At 50.1% G+C, this 21,360-nt stretch carries 22 protein-coding genes; 10 read left to right on the top strand and 12 right to left on the bottom strand.

What is annotated here, in order from left to right; genetic code table 11:
* Positions 1-89: 89 nt before the first annotated feature.
* The 5 genes from B0I18_RS21905 to B0I18_RS21885 form a co-directional block, all read right to left on the bottom strand.
* Complete coding sequence (locus tag B0I18_RS21905) at positions 90-716, bottom strand: NAD(P)H-dependent oxidoreductase (protein WP_106524900.1); 627 nt, start codon at positions 714-716, stop codon at positions 90-92.
* Between the two features lie 47 nt (positions 717-763).
* Complete coding sequence (locus B0I18_RS21900) at positions 764-1,336, bottom strand: YceI family protein (RefSeq protein ID WP_106524899.1); 573 nt, start codon at positions 1,334-1,336, stop codon at positions 764-766.
* Between the two features lie 58 nt (positions 1,337-1,394).
* Entirely contained in the window at positions 1,395-2,045 is a 651-nt protein-coding gene (locus B0I18_RS21895) for an NAD(P)-dependent oxidoreductase (RefSeq protein ID WP_106524898.1), read from the bottom strand.
* A gap of 73 nt (positions 2,046-2,118) precedes the next feature.
* The gene (locus tag B0I18_RS21890; RefSeq protein WP_106524897.1) at positions 2,119-2,520 is read right to left on the bottom strand and encodes an Rrf2 family transcriptional regulator; all 402 of its coding nucleotides are present in this window, start codon (positions 2,518-2,520) and stop codon (positions 2,119-2,121) included.
* A gap of 59 nt (positions 2,521-2,579) precedes the next feature.
* Complete coding sequence (locus tag B0I18_RS21885; protein WP_106524896.1) at positions 2,580-3,680, bottom strand: MFS transporter; 1,101 nt, start codon at positions 3,678-3,680, stop codon at positions 2,580-2,582.
* Positions 3,681-3,747: 67 nt separating this feature from the next.
* Between B0I18_RS21885 and B0I18_RS21880 the strand changes: the two genes are divergently transcribed.
* Positions 3,748-5,099, top strand: a protein-coding gene (locus B0I18_RS21880) for an IS3 family transposase (protein WP_425444932.1) whose coding sequence is annotated in 2 segments (ribosomal slippage) — positions 3,748-4,231 and positions 4,231-5,099 — 1,353 coding nt in all. Because the reading frame shifts where the segments join, the coding sequence is not laid out codon by codon here.
* 64 nt (positions 5,100-5,163) lie between these two features.
* Here the strand turns inward: B0I18_RS21880 and lon are convergent.
* Positions 5,164-7,581, bottom strand: a complete 2,418-nt coding sequence (gene lon / locus B0I18_RS21875; protein WP_106524895.1) for an endopeptidase La — start codon at positions 7,579-7,581, stop codon at positions 5,164-5,166.
* A 209-nt stretch (positions 7,582-7,790) separates the two neighbouring features.
* Between lon and B0I18_RS21870 the strand changes: the two genes are divergently transcribed.
* A complete protein-coding gene (locus B0I18_RS21870) occupies positions 7,791-8,495 on the top strand; it encodes a porin family protein (protein ID WP_146146839.1) in 705 nt (234 codons plus the stop codon).
* 54 nt (positions 8,496-8,549) lie between these two features.
* On the opposite strand, the gene B0I18_RS21865 is transcribed toward B0I18_RS21870, so the two are convergent.
* Positions 8,550-9,209, bottom strand: coding sequence for a DUF2461 domain-containing protein (locus tag B0I18_RS21865; RefSeq protein ID WP_106524893.1), 660 nt, complete (start codon positions 9,207-9,209; stop codon positions 8,550-8,552).
* A 137-nt stretch (positions 9,210-9,346) separates the two neighbouring features.
* On the opposite strand from B0I18_RS21865, the gene B0I18_RS21860 reads away from it, so the two are divergent.
* The 7 genes from B0I18_RS21860 (at position 9,347) to B0I18_RS21830 (ending at position 14,849) form a co-directional block, all read left to right on the top strand.
* Positions 9,347-9,757 carry a DoxX family protein gene (locus B0I18_RS21860; RefSeq protein ID WP_106524892.1) on the top strand — a complete coding sequence of 137 codons (411 nt, stop codon included), beginning with the start codon at positions 9,347-9,349 and terminating at the stop codon, positions 9,755-9,757.
* Positions 9,758-9,810: 53 nt separating this feature from the next.
* Entirely contained in the window at positions 9,811-10,116 is a 306-nt protein-coding gene (locus B0I18_RS21855) for a DUF4286 family protein (protein ID WP_106524891.1), read from the top strand.
* Positions 10,117-10,132: 16 nt separating this feature from the next.
* Entirely contained in the window at positions 10,133-10,831 is a 699-nt protein-coding gene (locus B0I18_RS21850) for a YjjG family noncanonical pyrimidine nucleotidase (protein WP_106524890.1), read from the top strand.
* Positions 10,832-10,921: 90 nt separating this feature from the next.
* Positions 10,922-12,061 (top strand): glycosyltransferase, encoded by a 1,140-nt coding sequence (locus B0I18_RS21845; RefSeq protein ID WP_106524889.1) that lies wholly within the window; start codon positions 10,922-10,924, stop codon positions 12,059-12,061.
* Positions 12,062-12,176: 115 nt separating this feature from the next.
* The gene (locus B0I18_RS21840) at positions 12,177-12,962 is read left to right on the top strand and encodes a LiaF transmembrane domain-containing protein (RefSeq protein WP_106524888.1); all 786 of its coding nucleotides are present in this window, start codon (positions 12,177-12,179) and stop codon (positions 12,960-12,962) included.
* Between the two features lie 41 nt (positions 12,963-13,003).
* The gene (locus tag B0I18_RS21835) at positions 13,004-14,110 is read left to right on the top strand and encodes a sensor histidine kinase (RefSeq protein ID WP_106524887.1); all 1,107 of its coding nucleotides are present in this window, start codon (positions 13,004-13,006) and stop codon (positions 14,108-14,110) included.
* 13 nt (positions 14,111-14,123) lie between these two features.
* Positions 14,124-14,849 (top strand): LytR/AlgR family response regulator transcription factor, encoded by a 726-nt coding sequence (locus B0I18_RS21830; RefSeq protein ID WP_245882135.1) that lies wholly within the window; start codon positions 14,124-14,126, stop codon positions 14,847-14,849.
* Between the two features lie 322 nt (positions 14,850-15,171).
* Here B0I18_RS21830 and B0I18_RS21825 read toward each other — a convergent pair whose 3' ends face one another.
* The 3 genes from B0I18_RS21825 to B0I18_RS21815 form a co-directional block, all read right to left on the bottom strand.
* Positions 15,172-15,873, bottom strand: a complete 702-nt coding sequence (locus B0I18_RS21825) for an outer membrane beta-barrel protein (RefSeq protein WP_106524885.1) — start codon at positions 15,871-15,873, stop codon at positions 15,172-15,174.
* A gap of 147 nt (positions 15,874-16,020) precedes the next feature.
* The gene (locus B0I18_RS21820) at positions 16,021-16,668 is read right to left on the bottom strand and encodes an ATP-binding cassette domain-containing protein (protein ID WP_106524884.1); all 648 of its coding nucleotides are present in this window, start codon (positions 16,666-16,668) and stop codon (positions 16,021-16,023) included.
* 96 nt (positions 16,669-16,764) lie between these two features.
* Complete coding sequence (locus tag B0I18_RS21815; RefSeq protein WP_245882134.1) at positions 16,765-17,403, bottom strand: protein-L-isoaspartate(D-aspartate) O-methyltransferase; 639 nt, start codon at positions 17,401-17,403, stop codon at positions 16,765-16,767.
* A 300-nt stretch (positions 17,404-17,703) separates the two neighbouring features.
* Between B0I18_RS21815 and B0I18_RS21810 the strand changes: the two genes are divergently transcribed.
* On the top strand, positions 17,704-17,970 hold the full coding sequence (locus B0I18_RS21810) for a class I lanthipeptide (RefSeq protein WP_106524882.1): 267 nt from the start codon (positions 17,704-17,706) through the stop codon (positions 17,968-17,970).
* A gap of 352 nt (positions 17,971-18,322) precedes the next feature.
* Here B0I18_RS21810 and B0I18_RS21805 read toward each other — a convergent pair whose 3' ends face one another.
* The gene (locus tag B0I18_RS21805) at positions 18,323-20,953 is read right to left on the bottom strand and encodes a transglutaminase-like domain-containing protein (protein WP_106524881.1); all 2,631 of its coding nucleotides are present in this window, start codon (positions 20,951-20,953) and stop codon (positions 18,323-18,325) included.
* Between the two features lie 45 nt (positions 20,954-20,998).
* Complete coding sequence (locus B0I18_RS21800; RefSeq protein WP_146146838.1) at positions 20,999-21,334, bottom strand: hypothetical protein; 336 nt, start codon at positions 21,332-21,334, stop codon at positions 20,999-21,001.
* Positions 21,335-21,360: the final 26 nt, after the last annotated feature.

The following is a 21,360-nucleotide window of genomic DNA, read 5'->3' as shown; positions in this document are numbered from 1 at the left end:
AACAAGCCGGTCGCAGCATATCGTTTACCTGCCGGCCTGTTATGAAAAAAAATCCTGGCAGATGTAGATCTGCCAGGCTGCAAAAAAAACTATATCATTTCAAAAAGCTCCGCTTTCGTTCTCCTCACTTTCTTAAGCGGGGCCAGCCAGTCCTGCTCATCGTCCCGGTAGCCCAGGGTCAATATAGAAACACTTTTCAGACCCTTTTGTTGTAAGCCCAACAGCTCGTCCACAGCGGCATTATCAAAGCCCTCCATCGGCGTGGCATCGATCTCTTCTACCGCTGCTGCGATCAGGCCGGTACCCAGCGCGATGTAAGTTTGCCGGGAGGTCCAGGCGAACTGCTCCTCTGCAGGACGGCTCAGTATTTTACCGAAGTTGGCTTTAAAAGCATCGAGCGATTCCAGGCTTACACCGCGTTCGCTGGCTATATAAGCCATGTAGTCGTCGATATGCTGTTCGTTTACTTTATCCCAGGCTGCAAATACCAGTACTTCGGAAGCTTCGGTAATCTGGGGCTGGTTATAAGCCACTGCTTTCAGCTTCTCTTTGGTAGCCGCATCAGAGATCACCAGTACTTTATAGGGCTGCAGGCCTGCAGAAGATGCGGAAAGCCGGATGGCTTCGAGAATATGGTCCAGCTTTTCAGCGGGTATTTTTTTACCGTTCATGCGTTTGGCCGCATAACGCCAGTTTAATTTTTCTATCAGTTCCATTTCAAGTTTGGATTGAAGATGTTTAAAATTGATTAAGGGAAACGTACTTATTTAGCTTGCGCAAATTCCAGGTCGAGGGTAATGGCCACATCTTTGGCGATGCCTTGTCCGGAAGGATCGTATTTAATATTGTAGTCGAGGCGGTTGATGGTGCCTGTAGCGTGGAAACCGGCTTTGGTATTGCCCATATGGTCTTTAGCGGTACCACCGTAGATCACTTTAAATGTAACGGGTTTGGTTACATCGCGCAGGGTGAGGTTACCGGTAAGGGTATACTCGTTACCTTTTACTTTTTTGAACGCAGTGCTGACAAATTTCATTTCAGGAAACTTCTCGGTATTGAAAAAGTCGTCGCCCTGCAGGTGTTTATCACGGGGTTCCACCAGGGTATTCACGCTTGCGGTCTGCACGGTAAATGCGATCGCAGCATCGGTCAGGTCGGGCTTGGCTGCGGTAAAGTTGCCCTCATATTTATCGAAGTGACCGTTCAACAGGGATATGCCCATATGTTTTACGGTAAAGTTAACCGAAGAGTGCATGGGGTCTACCGCCCATTTGTTCTGAGCAAAAGCGGATAAGGACAGGAAGGCGGCAGCGGCGGCCAGTACGATTTTTTTCATTGTTTAAGCTGTGTTTGTTTTTTTTTTAATGGATTATAAAATGAGTTGATGCAAGCGGTTAATAAGCGGCAGTAAAGCGCTGGCGGCTGTGTTTAGGAGTTTCAGTCTCGTCGAGCAGGGCTACCGCCAGGTCCTCTACCGAGAGGCGGCTGTGTTGTGCGGCATCGAATACAGGACTATCCAATGCGGTACGGTACTGGCCGGTGCGGCCGGTAGTAATGCCCGGGTGCATTTCGATGGCAGGACTAAAGAAGGTCCAGTCGATTACCGGCTCCTGTTTCAGCAGGTCCAGGTAATCCCTTGCAGCTGTAGCGCCGGCCTTATAAGCTTCCGGAAAATCGGGGCTGTCTACCAATTGCTGACCGGGTGCGATATACAGGCTACCGGCGCCGCCCACTACGATCAGGCGTTGTACGCCTGCTTCCTTAACGGCCTGTTGTATGGCTTTGGAGCCGGCCAGGAAGTCGTTGTACAACTCTGGGTTCTGCCAGCCGGCATTGAAGGCGCTGAGTACGATATCGCTGCCTTTAAGGGCTGCAGCCAATGCAGGCACATCGGTAATATCGGCCTGTACCGGCGTTAAACCGTTGCCGGCTGTAAGTTGCGCCACGTTGCGGGCAATGGCTTTTACTTCGTGTCCGCGCTGCAGCGCTTCAGTTACCAGGTGCTGGCCTACGAAACCCGTAGCGCCTATGATGGCTATATTCATCTTTTTATTGTTTTAAAAGCTAAATGTTATTAAAATGTAATTTTTTTTGTTACAGTTTTGAATAAAAAAAAGGTCAGAGCTGGCTCCGGAACTTCTCGATCGAAATGCCGGACAGTTTTTTCAGCAAAGCGGCTTCGGCGGCTTCGTTCACTTCATCCATGATCTCGCCTATTCTTTTACCCATCGGGCAACGGGGATTAGGCTCGTTTTTGGAATGATTGAACAGCGGTTTTTCGTAAGTGGCTTTATATACATCGGCCAGGGTGATCTTGCGGGGTGAGCAGGACAGGAAAGCCCCGCCGTTCTTACCCTCCTTGGTATCGACCAGGCCGGCCTTACGCAAACGGCTCACCTCTTTACGCACCAGTACGGGATTGATATTGATACTCGAAGCGATATAGTCGGACGACAAACCCTCTTCCATGCTCAGCAAGGTAAGGATGTGTATCGATATGGCAAACCGTCCGTTGATCATTTCTGTAACTTTTATTATTACAGTACAAAGGTAAGGTCATTGCTTCCGAACCACCAAAATTATTTTTCCAATCGCGCTAAAAGTTTTGCTAATAATGTTGTGCCGAGACCCAGGAAAGCGATCACGGCAAAGGAAACCCGCAGGCTGGAAAGGCCTGCAATAAGGCCTATGACAGGCGGTCCCAGCAGGAAACCCAGGAAGCCGATGGTAGACACCAGCGCCAAAGCGATGCCCGGCGCTATCTTGCGCGACCGGCCAGCCAGGCTGTACACCAGGGGCACTACCGAGGAGGTACCGAAACCCACGAGCAGGAAACCCAGGGTTGCCGGCAATATATCCGGCAGGGCTACAGCCAGCAACATACCCGCTACGATCATTACACCGCTTAACTGCAGCACCGTCCTGCTGCCGAACCGGGTTACAAAGTAATCGGAAACAAAACGGCCGCCGGCCATGGTACACATAAAAGCGATATAACCCAGGCGGGTCCACTGTTTGGGCGCATGCACGATCTTTTCGAAATAAATACTGCTCCAGTCAAACATCGTGCCTTCGCAGATCATACAGGCAAAGGCGATGAGGCCAAGCGTCAGGATAAAGGCATCCGGTTTTACGAACCCGCTTTTCTTTTCGGTGGTAGTAACGGTACGGGCATCGCGGGGCACCACCGACCTGCGGGCCACAAACAGCAAGGCCAGCGCCAGCAGGGCGATGAACACGAAATGCCAGGAAGGCGATACATTGGCCGCCACCATGAGGGCGCCGACAATACCGCCCGTAAAACCGGCAAGGCTCCACAGGCCATGAAAGGAAGCCATAATGCTGCGGCCGTACAGCCGCTCCACGCCTACCCCCTGGGTATTGACCGCTATATTGCAGAGATTGCCGAATATGCCAAACAGCACCAGTGCAGCAAAGAGCTGCCACAGGGTAGCAACGCCACCCAACAGTACCAACCCTGCGGGGTACAGCAACGCACCGATAGAGAGCATGGTCTTGCTGCCAAACCGGTTGACCAGGTAACCCGAAAGCATGGTGGCCAGGAGCTGGCCTACCGGCAATGCAAACAGCACGGCGCCCAGCCCCGATTCGCTAAGCCCCAGCCGCTGCTGGATATCGGGTATCCTGCTGGCCCAGGAGGCGAATACGATACCTTGTATAAAGTAAAAGGTGCTGACGGCAACTGCACTGCCCCCAAAAAGTTAGACACTTCTTGGGGGCATTTTTATGGGTAAAAGGAAAAAATACGATTATGAATTTCGGCTTCAATGTGTAGAAGCAGTATTAAAAGGGCAAGGCTCTATAACGTCAATAGCCAAAGAAAATGGCATTGATCGTGCAAACCTTCGGCTATGGCTAAAGTTTTATGAAGCCTATGGAGAATCCGGACTTAAGACAAGGGCCAAGCGGCATTATGACTTATCGTTTAAGCTATCGATTTTAAAAGTTATTGAACAGGAACGACTATCTTTGAGGGAGGCCTGTGCCCGGTTCAATATTGGGAGCGAATCAGTCATTATCCACTGGCGCAGAGTATATGAATCGGAAGGGAAAGCAGGCCTTGTTCCGAAATCTAAAGGCCGTCCTGCAACGATGAAACTACCGATAAAGCGTAAAGCTAAAAGCCCGACCCGTCCACTGACCAGGGAAGAGGAACTGCTGAAGGAAAATGAGTACCTGAAAGCAGAAAATGAACTGCTAAAAAAGCTTCAAGCCTTAGTTCAAGCCGACAAAAAGCAAAAGCCATCATAGAATTAAGGCACAAGTACAATTTAGTATTATTACTAAATTGTATGGATATGGCAAGAAGCAGTTTCTATTACTATCAAAAACAACTGCAAGTTGTTGATAAGTATGAGGAACATAAATTGTTGATAAAGTCTATCTACCACAAGCATAAGGGCAGACTGGGATACAGGCGTATCACCTTATTGCTTCGTCAAGAGGGCATTATCGTCAATCATAAAACAGTTTTACGGCTAATGAAATCTCTTGGTCTGAAAAGTCTTATCAGGGTAAAGAAATATAAATCTTACAAAGGAGAGCAAGGTCAGATAGCCCCCAATGTATTAAGCCGGGCATTTAAGGCAGAGCGCCCCAACGAAAAATGGGCAACCGACATAACCGAATTTAAAGTGTCCGGAAAAAAGTTATATCTGTCACCAGTTATCGACTTGTTTAATCAGGAAATTATTAGCTATGAGTTATCTGAGCATCCGAGTTTCAACAGTGTTATCTCAATGCTCCATAAAGCGCTAAAAAAAACAGGCAAACCATTGTTGCTACACTCTGATCAGGGATGGCAGTACCAAATGAAGCAGTATCAACAGTTATTAAAGCAAAAAGGAATAACGCAAAGTATGTCTAGAAAGGGTAATTGCCTGGATAATGCGGTAATCGAAAACTTCTTTGGCATTCTCAAATCAGAATTGTTCTATCTGAAAAAATACAATTCTATTACTGAGCTTAAAAGCGAAATTGAACAGTATATCAGCTATTATAACAACGAAAGAATTAAACTAAATTTAAAAGGAATGAGCCCGATACAATATCGAGCTCATTATAAATCTAATCTTTAAATTAGTCTAATCTTTTGGGGGCACTCTATTGTTCCGGGCTTTAAGCATAACAAATCAATAAAGTTTAGCGCTTCAGCAGGGCCTTTTCCAATACCTCGTTCATATCCTGTACATAGGTAAACTTAAGGCCTTTGATAAAGTCGGGGTTAATATCTTCCACGTCTTTCTTATTCTGCACGCACATAATGATCTCCTTGATACCCGCACGTTTTGCAGCAAGTGCTTTCTCCTTGATACCACCCACGGGCAATACCTGGCCGCGCAGGGTAATCTCGCCGGTCATGGCCAGGAAGGGTTTCACCCTGCGGCCCGTAAAGGCCGAGGCCAGTGCGGTAAGCATCGTGATCCCCGCGCTGGGCCCGTCTTTCGGCACAGCGCCTTCGGGCACGTGGATATGGATATTGTTCTCTTCGAAACGGGCCGTATCGATCTTGTAATCTGCGGCATGTGCTTTGAGGTAAGACAAGGCGGTACTTGCTGATTCTTTCATCACATTGCCCAGGTTACCCGTCAGGGTCAGACCGCCTTTGCCCTTGCTCAGGCTGGTTTCTACAAACAGGATCTCGCCGCCTACATAGGTCCAGGCCAGCCCCACTACTACACCCGGCGGATTGGCTTTCTGGTAAAGCTCGTTGCTGTATTTGGGCTTGCCCAGCGCCTTCTCTACCAGTTCGGTTGTGAGCTGGGCGCTGCTGATCTCTTCCATAGCCACCTGTTTGGCCAGCGAACGCATCAGGCCGGCCAGCTGGCGGTCCAGCTCCCTTACGCCCGATTCGCGGGTATAACTTTTGATGATATGGTTAAGGATAGCAGGCGTATACTTGATCGGGAGACTTTCGAGACCATGCGCTTTCTTCTGTTTGGGGATCAGGTGCCGTTTGGCGATCTCTACTTTTTCCTCCACGCTGTAACCCGACAGCTGTATGATCTCGAGCCGGTCGCGCAGCGCGGGCTGGATATCGTTCAGGCTATTGGCTGTAGCGATAAACAATACCTTGGAGAGATCGTATTCCATCTCCAGGTAGTTATCGTAGAAAGAATTGTTTTGTTCGGGGTCGAGTATCTCGAGCAATGCCGAGCTCGGATCGCCGCGGAAGTCTTTGCCGATCTTATCGATCTCGTCGAGGATAAACACCGGGTTAGAGCTTTTTACTTTGCGCAGCGATTGGATAATACGGCCGGGCATAGCGCCGATATAGGTTTTGCGATGACCGCGCAGCTCGCTCTCGTCGTGCAGGCCACCCAGGCTCAACCTGATATATTTACGGTTAATAGCGTTGGCAATGCTTTGCCCCAGCGAGGTTTTACCGATACCCGGAGGGCCGACAAAGCACAATATGGGCGATTTCAGATCCCCTTTCAGTTTCAGCACGGCCAGGTATTCCAGGATACGCTCCTTGATCTTCTCCATACTGTAGTGATCAGCGTCGAGCACTTTCAGCGCCTTTTTCAGGTCATACTTATCTTCGGTAAACTCGCCCCAGGGCAGGTCCAGCATCAGGTCCAGGTGGTTGTACACGATCGAGAAATCGGGAGAACTGGGATGCATCCGCTCCAGTTTACCGATGCCTTTACGGAAGGCTTCTTTAGCCGTTTCGGTCCACTTCTTGCCTTCGGCGCGCTTTTGCAGGTCTTTGATCTCGCGGTCGCTGCCTTCGCCGCTGCCCAGTTCTTCGTTAATACTCTTCAGCTGTTGCTGCAGGAAGTACTCGCGCTGCTGCTTATCGATCTCGCCGCGGGTCTTGGTCGTAATCTCATTTTTGAGCTCGGCCATCTGCAGGTCGGTCTGCAACAGTTCGATCAGGCGGTGGGTACGCGCCTTTACATCGTTTTGTTCCAGCAGGGCTTGTTTCTCCGGCAATTTAGCCTCGAGGTTGGAGGCAATAAAATGCACGAGGAAGGAGTAGTTTTCGATATTACGCAACATCATGCCGGTCTCCACGGGAATATTGGGCGAGAGGGCGATGATGCGCTCCGCCATATCCTTTACCGAAGCGATCATGGCATCGAATTCTTTATCTTCTTTCGGGAAATGATCGTCCAGGTAATTTACGCCTGCTTTCAGGTAAGGATCTTCCTGGGTATATTTTTCGATCTCGAAACGCATACGGCCCATAATAAAGATCGTGGTATTACCGTCCGGCATTTTGATCTGTTTTACGATCTTGGCTACGGTGCCTATGTTGTGGATATCGGATACTGCAGGGTCTTCATTGCTCATATCTTTCTGAGCAAGCACTCCGATAAGGCCGCCGGCTTTGGTCGCTTCGGCTATGGCCTTTACCGATTTTTCGCGGGCTACGGTTATAGGCAGCACCACGTTGGGAAAAAGAACGGTATTACGCAGGGCGATCACGGGTATCTCTTTCGGCAGGTCTATCTTCTCCTGCTCTTCCATCTCCACCTCGCCCAGGGGTACGATAGGCATAAACTCCATATCGTTATCGCTGTTGGTATTAAAAATGAGTTCTCTGAAATTCATGTTTTATTACAGACATTTTGTCAACCGGGCGTCGATTACGTCCGGTTCCTGTAGATATAATAAGGTTCAAACAACATGCCAAAAGATTCATTCGGAAATATTTGCAGTCTCTTTGCTTCATTTGCAGCCCCGTATTACCCAAGAAAACTATTGTTTTATTTCTGCTTTGTTAATTACTTTTGAGCTTTATAAAAGAAAATAACCGTCCTATGAAATTAACGCTCCTTAAAATCTGTTCGATGGCCCTGTTGCTGTCGCCGCTGTTTGCTACTGCCCAGGAAAATACGGCCGGCGCCAAGCGGCCCAGGCGCGCCTACCTGAGCACCGGCATGGATGGTTATATCCTCAGCACATCGATCCTGCAGAAAAACGGGGGTGATGCCAAACTGACCACACCGCGCTTTACGGGCTTCTTCCATATCGGCCTTAATGTAAACTTCGATTTCAGTAACCACAGCGGTTTTTACACCGGTATCAATATTAAGAACATCGGGTTTATCGAGAAATATAATAATCCCGACTCTACCGTTAAACGCAGGGTCTACACCTTTGGTATCCCCCTGGGCTTTAAATTCGGGAATATAAAAGAAGGTAATTATTTCCTGGTCGGCGGCGGGGTCGATTTCCCCTTCAACTTCAAGGAAAAAGGTTTTATTAAACGCAGCGAGAAAGCGAAGTTCAACGAATGGTTCAGCGACCGCACCCCGGCCGTAATGCCCTATGTCTTTATCGGCGCGCATTTCAGACCTATGTTCTCGTTCAAACTGCAATACTACCCGGTTAATTTCCTCAATACGGATTACAGCACCACACCGGCAGGCGCTACGGCCCCTGTATACCCTTACCGGGGTTATAAAACGCAATTGGTTATGGCCACTTTTGCCTTCGATATCAATTTCAGGCCCAGGGACTAAACACGGCCTCGTAATAAGGATAAAAAAGATCCGCCGGTAAAGGCGGATCTTTTTTTAGGCGTCGACACCCCGGTTCAGGAAGTCGATAAAGGGCTTCATGACCTTAAAGGAGGCGGCCAGTTTTTTGGCAAAAGCCTTATCCGTAACGGCTTCATCAGTAAGCGGGCTGGTTACCGTAAAACTTTTAAACCGCAGGTATTCGATAGCCGGGTTATCGATCGCATAACCCTGCGGCGCTTTCTTCAATTGCTCGCCTTCGATACCGGTATATAATTTTTTGAATTGTTTCTCTTTAACGATCGCCTCGAAACCGGGCAGGTCGTAGTCTATTTCCTGGCGGATATTTTTCAGCATATCGGCGGGCGGCATCCAGGCGCCACCTGCCAGGAAACAGCCACCGGGCTGCAGGTGAAAGTAATAACCGGCATGGGGTCCTTTTTTACCGCCGATGCTAAAAAAGGCGCCGAAATGGGTTTTGTAGGGCGACTTATCTTCCGAAAAACGGACATCGCGGTTGAGGCGGAAAATACAGGATTTTGCCGGCACCCCGGCAAATGCAGGTTCAAAAGCGCTCATCTCTTGCAACAGGGCCGTAACCACTTCGAGATAGTTTTGCTTGGCAGCCTCATAGGCGCTGCGGTTAGCGTCCATCCACTCTTTATTGTTGTTGAGCGCCAGTTGTTTAAGAAATTTCAGGGTACTTGCTGTAATCATAAAACGGACAGGTTGAAGGGGTGAAAGCCGGAGATAGGATTTTTAGCCGTAAATTTGCGCGCCGGCAGGTACGGCGAATAACCTTATCGCAAAATAGCGAAGTTTCCGGGACACAAAAAAAACGAAAATATCACTTTGTGAAAAGATTATTTTACCACGGCTATTCCGACCTGGCCTTTAACCTGGCAACGCTGGTGCTGCGCCTGGGTTTTGGCTTGCTGATGATACCCAGTCACGGCTGGGCTAAGCTTTCGCATTTTGCAGAACGGAAAGACAAATTCATGAGCTTTATGGGTTTAAGCCCGGCGACATCGCTGGGACTTGCCACTTTTGCCGAATTTTTCTGTTCCCTGCTGCTTATCCTCGGGCTGTTTACCCGCCTGGCTACCATCCCGCTGCTCATTACGATCCTGGTGATCCTTAATGTGCACCACTGGCAGTTTTTCGGAGAGCATGAGCTGGCGCCGGCATTTTTATTCGGTTACCTGGCCATATTACTGCTGGGCCCGGGCAAATTCAGCCTGGATGCACGCATCAGCAAAAGATAAACAAGCCGCGGACCCTATACCGACACATTTTTGATTTTTATTTTAGTACCTCAATGATTATTTACAACGTTACCGTTAAAGTAGAACCCGGATCGGCCGAGAGCTGGGTAAAGTGGATGAAAGAAGAGCATATCAGGGATATGATGGATACCGGGCTCTTCAGCGATTACAGGCTTTGCCGCCTTATGGAGCAGGACGAAGCAGATGGCGTGACCTTTGTGATCCAGTACCACTGTGATGGCATCGAGAACTACCAGAGTTATGTAAACGAACATGCGCCGAAAATGCGGCAGAAAGGCCTCAGTAAATTCGGCAACAAATTTGCGGCCTTCCGTACCGTAATGGAGGCAATCAATTAATCGTAAACACAAAGCCATGAGCCCATACCGCCATATTTTTTTCGACCTGGACCATACCTTATGGGACTTCGAAGCCAACTCTGCCGCTACCCTCGAACAGCTTTACCGGGACTTTGACCTGGAACAGCGGGGCATTCCGGGTTTCGAGGCTTTCCGGAGCACCTATGAAATGCACAACGAAAAATTCTGGGAACGGTTCCGCAAAGGTTTTGTACGGCGCGAAGAGCTGCGCTGGAAAAGGATGTGGCATACCCTGCTCGACTTCCGCATCGGCGATACGGTAATGGCCAACGAGATGAGCCGCATCTACCTCGATATCCTGCCCCAGCAGGGCAAACTGATGCCGCATGCCCAGGACGTGCTGGAATACTGCATCAACCGCAACTATAAGCTGCATCTCATTACCAATGGTTTTGAAACCACGCAATGGCAGAAAATGCGCACCTCGGGCATCGATCATTACTTTGCCGAAGTGATTACCTCGGAACGCAGCAACAGCATGAAACCCAAGGCCGGCATATTCGACTTTGCCCTGGCCACGACCGGCGCCACACTGAACGAAAGCATCATGATCGGCGATTCGCTCGAAGCCGATATCGACGGGGCCATGAATTACGGCATGGATTATATCTATTATAACCCCTTGAAAAAGCCGCATACCCGTACGCTGACCCACGAGATCGATTGCCTGAGCCGGATCAAGGACCTGCTGTAATAAGGACCGCGGCCAGGGGCTGCAATCCGGCCGCCGCAACACAAAAAATTATTCTTCATTATTTTAGAAAATGCTTCAAATTTGTGTCGCATGAAAATTCTGATCATCGGCACAGCATACCCGTTGAAAGGCGGGCTGGCCTCTTTTAATGAAAGACTGGCTTATGCCCTGCAGGAACAGGGCCACGAGGTCGAGTTATATACCTTTACCCTTCAATACCCCGGCTTTCTTTTTCCCGGCAAGACCCAATATTCCGACGAACCTGCACCGGAAGGCTTACGGATCACACCGATGATCAATTCCGTGAATCCTTTAAGCTGGTGGAAAACAGGGCGCAAAGCGGCCCGCAGCAAACCCGACCTGATCCTGGTTAAATACTGGCTGCCCTTTATGGGCCCCTGCTTCGGTACGATACTGCGCCTGGCCCGTAAAAACGGGCATACCCGCGTTATCAGCATCCTGGATAATGTAATCCCGCATGAAAAACGCCCCGGCGACGTGCCCTTTACCCGGTACTTCCTGAAACCGGTCGATGCTTTTATCAGCATGAGCCACGAGGTACTGCGCGACCTGCGCACCTTTACCAAAGATAAACCGGCACTGTTCTCCCCCCACCCTGTTTACGACAACTATGGCGATGCCTTGCCCAAAGCTGAAGCCCGCGAATTCCTGAAACTCAATACCGGCGGACGCTACATCCTGTTTTTCGGCTATATCCGCAAATACAAGGGCCTGGACCTGCTGTTCGAAGCCATGGCCGACGAACGCATAACCCGCGCCGGCATACGCCTGATCGTGGCCGGCGAATACTACGGCGATAAAGAATATTACGAACAACTGGCCGACAAGCTGGGCATACGCGACCGCCTCGATCTCTTTACCGACTTTATCCCCAATTCGGAAGTGCGGTATTATTTCAGTGCGGCCGACTGCGTGGTACAACCCTACAGGACGGCCACCCAGAGCGGCATTTCGCAGATCGCTTATCATTTCGAAAAACCGATGATCGTGACCAATGTGGGCGGTCTGCCCGAAATCGTGGCCGATGGCAAGGTAGGCTTCGTAGTGCCTCCCGAGGTACCGGCGATTACCGGTAGCATCCTGCGCTTTTACGACGAAGAACGCGAAGGCGTATTTGCCGCCAACCTGGCCGAAGAGAAGAAAAAATACAGCTGGCACTATTTTACAGGCAATATCATGAAGCTCCTGGAAGCAAAAGGAACCAGGTAGCTCCTCCTTCCGCGCCACGATAAAGCACGTTTACCGAAAATATAACCTGCTTTATCGAAAGAAGATTTTGATTATCTTGTCGGCGCTTTACTTTTGGGATATAATTACAAGAGCAATGGATCAAGAATTTAGAAAACGCTGGCATCCTCATAATCATCGCCATCCGCATCATCCCCGTCATCCGCATCATAATAACCGGACCGGGGGGATAGTGCTGATCATCATAGGTATTCTCTTTTTATTACACCGCATACCCCAAACCGCGGCCCTTATACCGCATTGGTTCTTTTCCTGGCCGGTACTTCTGATCGCCATCGGTATCTTTGTCGGGATCAAAAACGGCTTCCGCAGCTTCGGCTGGGTGATTCCTATCCTGATCGGCGCCTATGCCCTGTTGTACGAGCATAACCTGATCTCCCTCAACCTGCGGCCTTACGCCCTGCCTATAGGTCTGATCGTGATCGGTATCTGTGTAGTGCTGAAAAGAAACCGGAAATCCTACCTCCGTAAATTTTACGAAGAACAGCGGGCCAGTCCCCAGGAAGAAGTAGACCCGACGGATAACAGTATCAATATCAGTTCGATATTCGGCAGTGTAGAAAAAAATGTATTTACCAAGGATTTTAAAGGCGGCACCATTACCAGTGTATTCGGCGGCTCGCAGATCAACCTTACCCAAAGCGATATCCAGGGCGGCGTAGCCGTAATCGACGTATCGATCATTTTTGGTGGCGTAGACATCGTGATCCCCGCCAACTGGACCCTGAAAAACGAAATATCCGTTGTATTCGGCGGAATAGAAGACGGCCGCACCACGGCGCCCAACCAGGCCGACTCGGGCAAAACCCTGATCCTCAAAGGTAATATCCTGTTTGGCGGCATCGAGATCAAAAGTTATTAACCGGTGGCCTGCCCCGGCAACTCCTGTAAAACCTGTAGCTTATGTCGCAACCCTTTAAGACTGCCAATATCAAGGTAAGCTCCGCAATATTGCTGCTGCTGATCAGTATCGGACAGTTTTACTGGTTATGGACCCGCAAGGACTTCTCCCTGGAAATAGCGCTCGTAGACGCTTTGGGCAGTAACGCCCTGTTGTACGGCATCTTTATCTTTCTCGAATACGGCTTTAATTATTACCTGCCGCCGGTAGCCCGCCTGGGTGTGATCGGCGTACAGAGTATGATTTTTGCCGCAGCCTGGATCCTGATCTGCCAGTGGACATTACACACCTTATACCCCGATAATGTACGCTACCAGGAGTTCTGGACCGAAACGATCTATATCCGCGGACTGATCGGCTGGATCCTGCTTTGCGATTACAATATCATCAACTATTTCCTGGGGCGGCTTACCAAGCAGGAGTTTATATCCGAACAGGAACAAAACAGTATCCAGTTGCGTAAGGAAGCCGAGCTGTTCAAGCTGCGCCAGCAGTTGCACCCGCATTTCCTGTTCAACAGCCTGAACTCGATCAACGCATTGATCGGTAAGGAGCCGAAACATGCGCGTACCATGGTCCAGCAGTTGTCCGAGTTTTTGCGGCATACCCTTAAAAAAGAAGATAACGAACTGATCACTTTCCGCGAGGAAATGGATGATCTGCATATTTACCTCAGTATCGAACAGGTGCGGTTTGGCCACCGGCTTACCATAGCCGAAGACATCGACGTAGGTTGTATGGATATCCGTACACCGCCCTTCCTGTTCCAGCCCCTGGTGGAGAATGCGATCAAGTATGGGCTGTACGGCACCACCGGCCCGGTAAAGATCCTGATCAAAGCCCGGGTGGAAGACCAGCAGCTGGTGTTCAGCATCATCAACCCTTACGACCCGGATGCGGTAACGACCAAGGGGACGGGTTTCGGACTGGAATCGGTACGCCGCAGGCTGTACCTCTTGTTTGCCCGCAACGACCTGTTAAGCGTTCGCATGGAAAAAGCACCCGAAGCCTTGGCAGCGGAGGCCGGTGCAGATGCCAGTCATCATTTTACCGCAATACTCAAAATACCCTTACACCTTGAAAAGACCGGTACGGAACCGGCTGATTAAAAATTGAATGCTTATGAAGACCATCCTGATCGATGATGAACCCCTGGCCCGGTCCATGCTTGCCGAATTGCTGGAAGAGGAAAAAGATATCGAGATCGTAGCCTCCTGCAACGACGGGTTCGAAGGCCTGAAAGCCATACAGGAACATCAGCCCGACCTGATCTTCCTCGATATACAAATGCCCAAGATTACCGGTTTCGAATTGCTGGAGCTGCTGGAAAACCCGCCCAGCGTCATTTTCACGACCGCGTATGATGAGTATGCACTTAAAGCCTTTGAAGTAAATGCCCTGGACTACCTGCTCAAACCGATCAACCCCGATCGCCTGAAAAAGGCGCTGGAAAAGGTGCGTGGCCAGGTGCGGCAACCCGAAACACATGCCGAGGGCAAGATCCTGCAATTACCGGAACAGTCGCAGCGGATCGTGGTAAAGGATGCCGGTCATATCAAGATCATTCCCCTGCCCGATGTATTGTATATAGAAGCGGCCGACGATTATGTAAAGGTAACCACATCCGATAAGTATTACCTGAAACACCAGCGTATGGCGCATTTCGAGGCACAGCTGCCGGCCCACCAGTTTGTGCGCATACACCGTTCGTATATCGTTAATGTGCAGCATATTCATAAGGTCGAGTTGTACGAAAAAGAGCAATACTGCGTGATCCTGCGCAACAATGCAAAACTGCCGGTAAGCCGCAACGGTTATACCAAGCTAAAACAGGTATTGGGTATATAAGGACCAAAAAATTTAAAGCGGCTGCATCGCTGATGCAGCCGCTTTTGTATAACAGCTACCGGGGGAAATGCCCCGGGGAATTATAATGCTGTTTGACCGGTATTTTCTTTACTTCCTGCAAAGGAACGCTTTAGAGGAACAGGCAAAGCCCGGCCGTTCTCTACACATCCTCCGGACCTCTAACTCCCGTTACTTACCGCCCTTACCCAGTTCGATTTTCAGACCGGGATCGTTGTCCCCGCAGCGTCTCCTGCAAAGGGACGCTGCGGGGAGCAACCAAAGCCGGGCCGTTCTCTGCACATCCCCTGACCTTTATCCTGTATTACTTACCGCCCTTACCCAGTTCGATTTTCAGGCCGAGGTTAAAGTTCAGGTTATAAGTGCCCGGCTCATTGCCATAGCCGGTAGTACGCAGCCGGTAGTTGACCGCGGGACCGCCATAAAGCGACAACCTGTTGTTCAGTTTATATTCCAGTTGCATACCGGCTGTACCCCAAAGCGAAAACCGGCCATAGTCCTTTAACCCCGCGTCGGAAATACCCGTACTCTGGACCTCTTTCCCCACCTGGTGTTCCGCATTACCGGAAACAGTATAGGCAAGCAGCAGGCCGGCATAAGGCACCAGTGTGAGTCTTTTACTTAAGGGTATTGCATAACCGGCCTGTAAGGGAATAGCCAGTTGATTAAAGGTAAGCTTATACGATCCCTCTCCCCGTATCGTTGACGGACCGAAGTAAGAGTCGGAACCAAAATTTACCCCATGCACCCGGAACCCGCTCCTGATGTACTGCAGACCGGTTTGGAAACGCCAATGCTTGTATTGGTATCCCAACCCTAACTGGAAATTACCGGAGAGCACCGGGCTTCTATCCGGGGTCATTTCGTAAGCGGTAGAAGCAATATAGACCGGGTTGCCGAAATTGCTAAGCCCCGCGCCGACAGAACCGCTGGTATAAAAACCATTTTGCGCATAAGCCGGGGAAAGGGCCAACCCGGTAAGCAGTAAGGCTGACAAGTGTTTCATATCATAAGGATTTATATCAAAACGTGGCCCTGTTTTTTTTATTATGCCGGATAAATGCCAACGGCCAGGGGTATTTTTTAGTATCCCCCTCAAAAACAAAAGTCACCCGAAGGTGACTTATATCCCGCTTCCGGAACACGGCAAATATCATAATAACATCTTCCGCGTATAAGGAAACCAATCGTTATGTTCGAGATCGACTACCAGCATACCGGCTTTGTTGACCTGTACCTGTTGCCAGATAAGCTTTGCAGCCCTGCCAGCATTTTCATCATCCAGGTGGCTGAAGGGTTCGTCGAGCAGCAGCCACTGAAAGGGCTGCAACAGGCAACGTACAATAGCCACGCGTTGCCGCTCGCCGTAGGAAAGGGTTTCCGCCTTTTGCTCCCATTTGCCTTCGAGGCCCAGCAGTTGCAGCCAGGCCCGGGCCTGGTCCATAGTAACGGTATGGGTAAGCGATTGTTTGATCTCGAGGTTCTCGGCTACACTCAGATCGCCAAACAGGCGCAGATCCTGGAATACGATACTCAGCTCGCGGCTGCGCAGGGCTGCCCATTGGCTGTCGCCCAGTTTACCGATCTCCTTGCCATCCCAGAAGGCCTTGCCTTCATAGTCGCCGCGCAGGCCGTAAAGAATATGCATAAACGTGGACTTGCCTTTTCCTGAAGGCGCCCGTAAAAAAACCGTTTCGCCCGGCGTTATGGTCTGCCGGCAATTCCAGACTTCGGAGTCCTGCTGGCCTACACGGCCTTTAAGCGGCTCCGGTATGATATGATCGAGCTCCAATTGCATCATGTAAAACCGAATAAACTGCAATATATACCATTACCGCCAAAAAGAGCGCCCGGGGCTGGACGGCCCCGGGCTGCAATAACCCCGTACGGATAGGCGCTACCGGTTTTCTTTACCGCCAAGCATCGGTACAAAGCTGAAGTTATCCAGCATTTCCTCGGTATAACCATCGGCTGTCTTTACGATACGGCGCATCTGCTGCATACTGCCGTCTTCATTATCTACCGGTATGATCATGATAGCGCCGGTTTTCATTTGCGCTACCAGCTTGGGCGGTACGAAGGGCGCCGCTGCTGTTATTATTACTTTATCGAAAGGAGCAAAGGAAGGTAAGCCTTCGAAACCATCGCCATAGAAGCGTTTCAGGCTGGGGTAATTCTTCAGGTAAAAAAAGTTGTTGTTGTGTTCAAACAGCTGGCGCTGCCGCTCGATCGTATATACCATGGCGCCCATTTCGGCCAGAACACAGGCCTGGTAAGCGCTTCCGGTACCGATCTCCAGTACCTTATCAAACTTACGCAGCTCCAGGAACTGTGTCTGGTAGGCTACGGTATAAGGCTGGGAAATGGTTTGACCGGCTACGATCGGGAAAGCCCGGTCTTCGTAGGCTATCCGTTCAAAAGCGGGATCTAAAAAAAAGTGTCTCGGAATTTTTATCATGGCATCAAGTACCCTTTCATCGGTAATTCCTTTTTCGCGTAGTTCGTCCATGAGCTTGCGGCGCAGCCCTTTGTGCATGTAACTGTCTGTTTTTTCCTGTCTGTGTAACATCCTGCAAAGATAACAATCCGTTTACGCGATCCCTAAATTTAAACAATTGCGTTCTAATTTTTTATAGATAAATGCTATCCTTTTTCCATGTGTTTTCAACCCTATGATTATCAAAAATCAGTATTAAAACGTATTGGCGGCATCTGTATACCGCCCTAGCTTTGCAACATGAAAATAAAATAACCGTACCCGGAAACCCGGCCTGACCTGCCCGATCCCGGTTACAAAAACCCTTCCCTTTATTTTTTAACTATAAATTCAATGATCATGAAAAAGAAAAATCTGAATGCCAAACTGCAACTCACCCGCAAAACCATTGCGCAACTGAACGACAATGCCATGATGGACATCCAGGGCGGTGCTACATTGCCCAATTGCATCAATGTTCAAACCAACCCCATTGTATGCAGGGTAATCCCTGTTACGACAACCCGCACTATCTTAACTACCACAACTGTGTCGTACGCAGGCTGCCCTACCGATACCAGCGGCACCAGTGTGATCAATCCCGGTGGTAGCATCCAGCAACACTAAAAGCGCAGGCCTTCCCGGCCAGGCCCCAGGATCAAAGCATGAAGAAAAAGCAGCAGTCCCTGAAGTTATACAGGACAACCATTGCATGGCTTAATGATCCTCATAGGGCCGGAGTGCAGGGTGGGTAGGAACCGCTATACTATTCCAAACGCAATGCCTACTGCGGTTATATCCGCGATACGGCAACGGTACCGACAATTACACAGGCTGAAACCTGCGCCGGCAGCCCGGATACACACCCGGGCCGGGATGGCAAATCTTATACGCTGTAGCAAAAAAATCTACAAACCATTAAGCAGTCAACAGAACGGCAGGGATCGCTCCCTGCCGTTTCTTTTTATTTATACTTTGATCAGGCCTCGTCCTCGCCTACGCCGAAGAAGGCGATAGCCCGGAATACCTGGAAGAAGCGGGCGAAGCGCTTACCGAAAGGCACCTGTTGCCTTACCTGCCGCAACAACGGCGACAGCGCTTGTAACAAAGCCTGCTCTTCTGAAGCATCGAGTGCCTGACCGGCATACTTCAGTTTAAGATAAGGGATCATAAAGGCGGTAAAACGGGTGTGCAGCGCCTGGTCTACCTGCTGCGCATGTTGCAAAGCCGTCTGGCTGCCCTTTACATAACCCAGCTGGTGCAGGTAGAAGCCCGCCGTACGATAGGCCCAGTAAGCCCTGGCGCCGGTAGCCTTAGCTGCCGCATACCGCAGCCGGTAATAGGTATAGATCAGGCGTGGCAATAACAGCAGCAACAACAGGATTACCGCGATACTGATCGCAGCGGTCCATAAAACGGCTTTCCAGTTGGTGCCCTTGTTTTCTTCCTGCTGCAGGGCATCCTGTTCTTTTTTATCTTTATACACCGCTTTTACATACACCTCGTCTATGGGCGCGGGATCGGGGAAGCGGTCCACCAGGCTCATTGCCTGTTCCCCGGCGGAGGGTTTCAGGTTTTTAAATACCTCGGCATAAGACACTGCGGTAGCGCTATCGCCCACGTGCAGCTGGCTTAGCGGTATATCCATACTGTCTTTACGGATAGCGGCAACGCTCACATCCAGTTTCAGCTCCTTAGTTTCGGGCAGTTTGTATTCCTTGTCGTGGTACACCATGCGCGACATACGCAAGCCTACTATTTTTTTAACCGTATCTACACTGGATACCAGGCCATCGCCTGCCAGGAAGGCCTTGGGCGGCTGCATAGGCGGTGTACCATCCGGTTTGGGACTTTCGCGCGCATCGTCGTTGCCCACTGTGGTATCGAAGTCGAGCCAGCCGTAACCCGGGAAGTAAACCTGTACCCAGGCATGCGCCTGGTCGGCATAATACCAGTACCAGCCTTTATTTTTATTACTACGCTCCACGGTCATAAACCCTACCGTAATACGTGAAGGTATACCCAGCGAACGCAACATGAATAAGGTAGCGCCGGCATAGTAAGCACAATAGCCTTTACGGTTTTCGAACAGGAAGTATTGCAGCTTGGAAGCATCGGGTATATCCGGCACACCGGGGTTATCGGTATAGGAGAACAAAGGTTCGCCGTTTTCATCTTTAGACAGGAAGTAATCCCGGATAGCAATAATCTTATCCACCGGTGTGGTCTTGCCTTTCGTAACCTCTGCCGCAAGACTGCGTATGCGATTGAACTTGGCATCGGCAGGCATGAACGTATAATACTTCATCAGCTGCGGCGATACGCCATCGTAACCGGTTACTTTACGCAGAACCTCGAAGCGCTGTTCCTGGAACAGGCGGATCTGCGGATCGTCGGCATTATACACGAAGTAGGCGCTGTTCAGTTCGGATACATAACTTTTAGCCCGGTAAGCCGATTTGAACTCCTGCTGGAAGTCACGCTCGATCGTGATCGGCTGTACGAAGAATGCGGTACTGGGCGCGATATAGGTTGCGGGCGACAGTTGTTTTTTATACACTTCGATCTCTACCGTTTTGCGCAGCCGCTCCTTTAAAGCATAAGCCAGCACCGAGGAGTCGTAACGGGGAGAGAACAGGGGTACCTTACCGGGATCGGGTTCAAACAGGTCGTTGGCCGGGATCAGGGAATCGCGTTCAAAAGTTTCGGTAAGGGTATCGAATTTGGAATAATAAAATGCCGTAAGGTACAGGGGGTTGGGCACATCCGAATCGGGAAAGAAGTTTTCGATATGCGCGGCAAACAGCAATTCGTTGCTGCGCCCCAGGTTGCCCCGCAAGCGGGTATACTGCTGCAGGTCGAAGGTATTATCCTTGTTCTTCTTCAGCATGCTGATCTTGCCTTCCTGGCCACCACCGCCAAACTCGGCAATCGTCTCTTTGATCTGGCTGCGCATAAAATAAATAACGCCGCCCAGCAGGACTACGGCCAGACCTGCAAAGAGCAACAGCCTGCGGGTGAGGAACCACCAGAACTTCTGGCTCTTATCCTTGTAGTTACGGATAAGCTCCGCAGTAAAAATGATATAAACCGCGTACAGCACGATAGGACCAAACACGGCTGCAAAGTTGAGCAGCGCATCCTGCCCGTTTTCGGCGAAGAATACCTGGCTTTGTTTCGATACCAGCCAGATACAGCAGGTAAGGAACAGCGCCGCAATAAATACGGAGAAGAACCGGAGCCTTACGAAGCCCCAACCGGACAGCCAGCCGGCAATAAAAGTGATGGAAAAAACCTTGAACTGTATCGACAGGAAAAAAGTGTCGAACTCGCCTACTGCCGAGGCATCGATGCCCCGGTACACGGCATATAGTATGCCGGCAAGGAGCAGGAACGAAGGCAGGAAGCGGAAACGGAAAGAATAGAACAGGGCTGCACCAAGCATACCTGCGGCCACATATACCGTTTGCTGGACCGCCTGGCTTCTTAATATGGCGTAATACTGGTTGGCATTCCAGATCAGGAAATAACAGACCAGCAGAGTAGGCAACAGTAAAAACAGCACCTTCGCCAGCAGTTCATTGACAGGGGTAGCCCTTTGGATTCTCATAAACCAAATGTAAGAAGTTCCCCCCTTTCAAAAAAGTATTCGTACTTATCCGTTAACAGCATCGAGTAAGGCGTACACCTCGAGCAGGGCAAAGGCCTGGGCAAGCAGGTCGTTAAAGGCTTCCAGCTCCCGCATGGTGAGGCACAGCATGGTGGTCTGCGTAATGGGCAGCGTTACCGACTTCAGATCGGGCTCGAAGGTGCCTGCGCTCCGGCACAGCAGCTCCAGGTCGGCACGTTCCTTTATTTTCTTCAATTGTTTTTCTTTGGTAACCACGGCTACGGTACCGAAAGCCAGTTGTATACGGAGGCATTGCGGGCACCGGATAATATACCCCTCGCCGGTGTAGGCCAATGTTTGCGTTTCGCACATATGTTCCAAGCTTATTCCTTTTTTATTGATACAGG

The sequence above is a fragment of the Taibaiella chishuiensis genome (assembly GCF_003014535.1).
Taxonomy (GTDB): domain Bacteria; phylum Bacteroidota; class Bacteroidia; order Chitinophagales; family Chitinophagaceae; genus Taibaiella; species Taibaiella chishuiensis.
The sequence above is the reverse complement of the archived record's forward strand: the minus strand, read 5'-3'. Positions and strand labels throughout refer to the sequence as shown.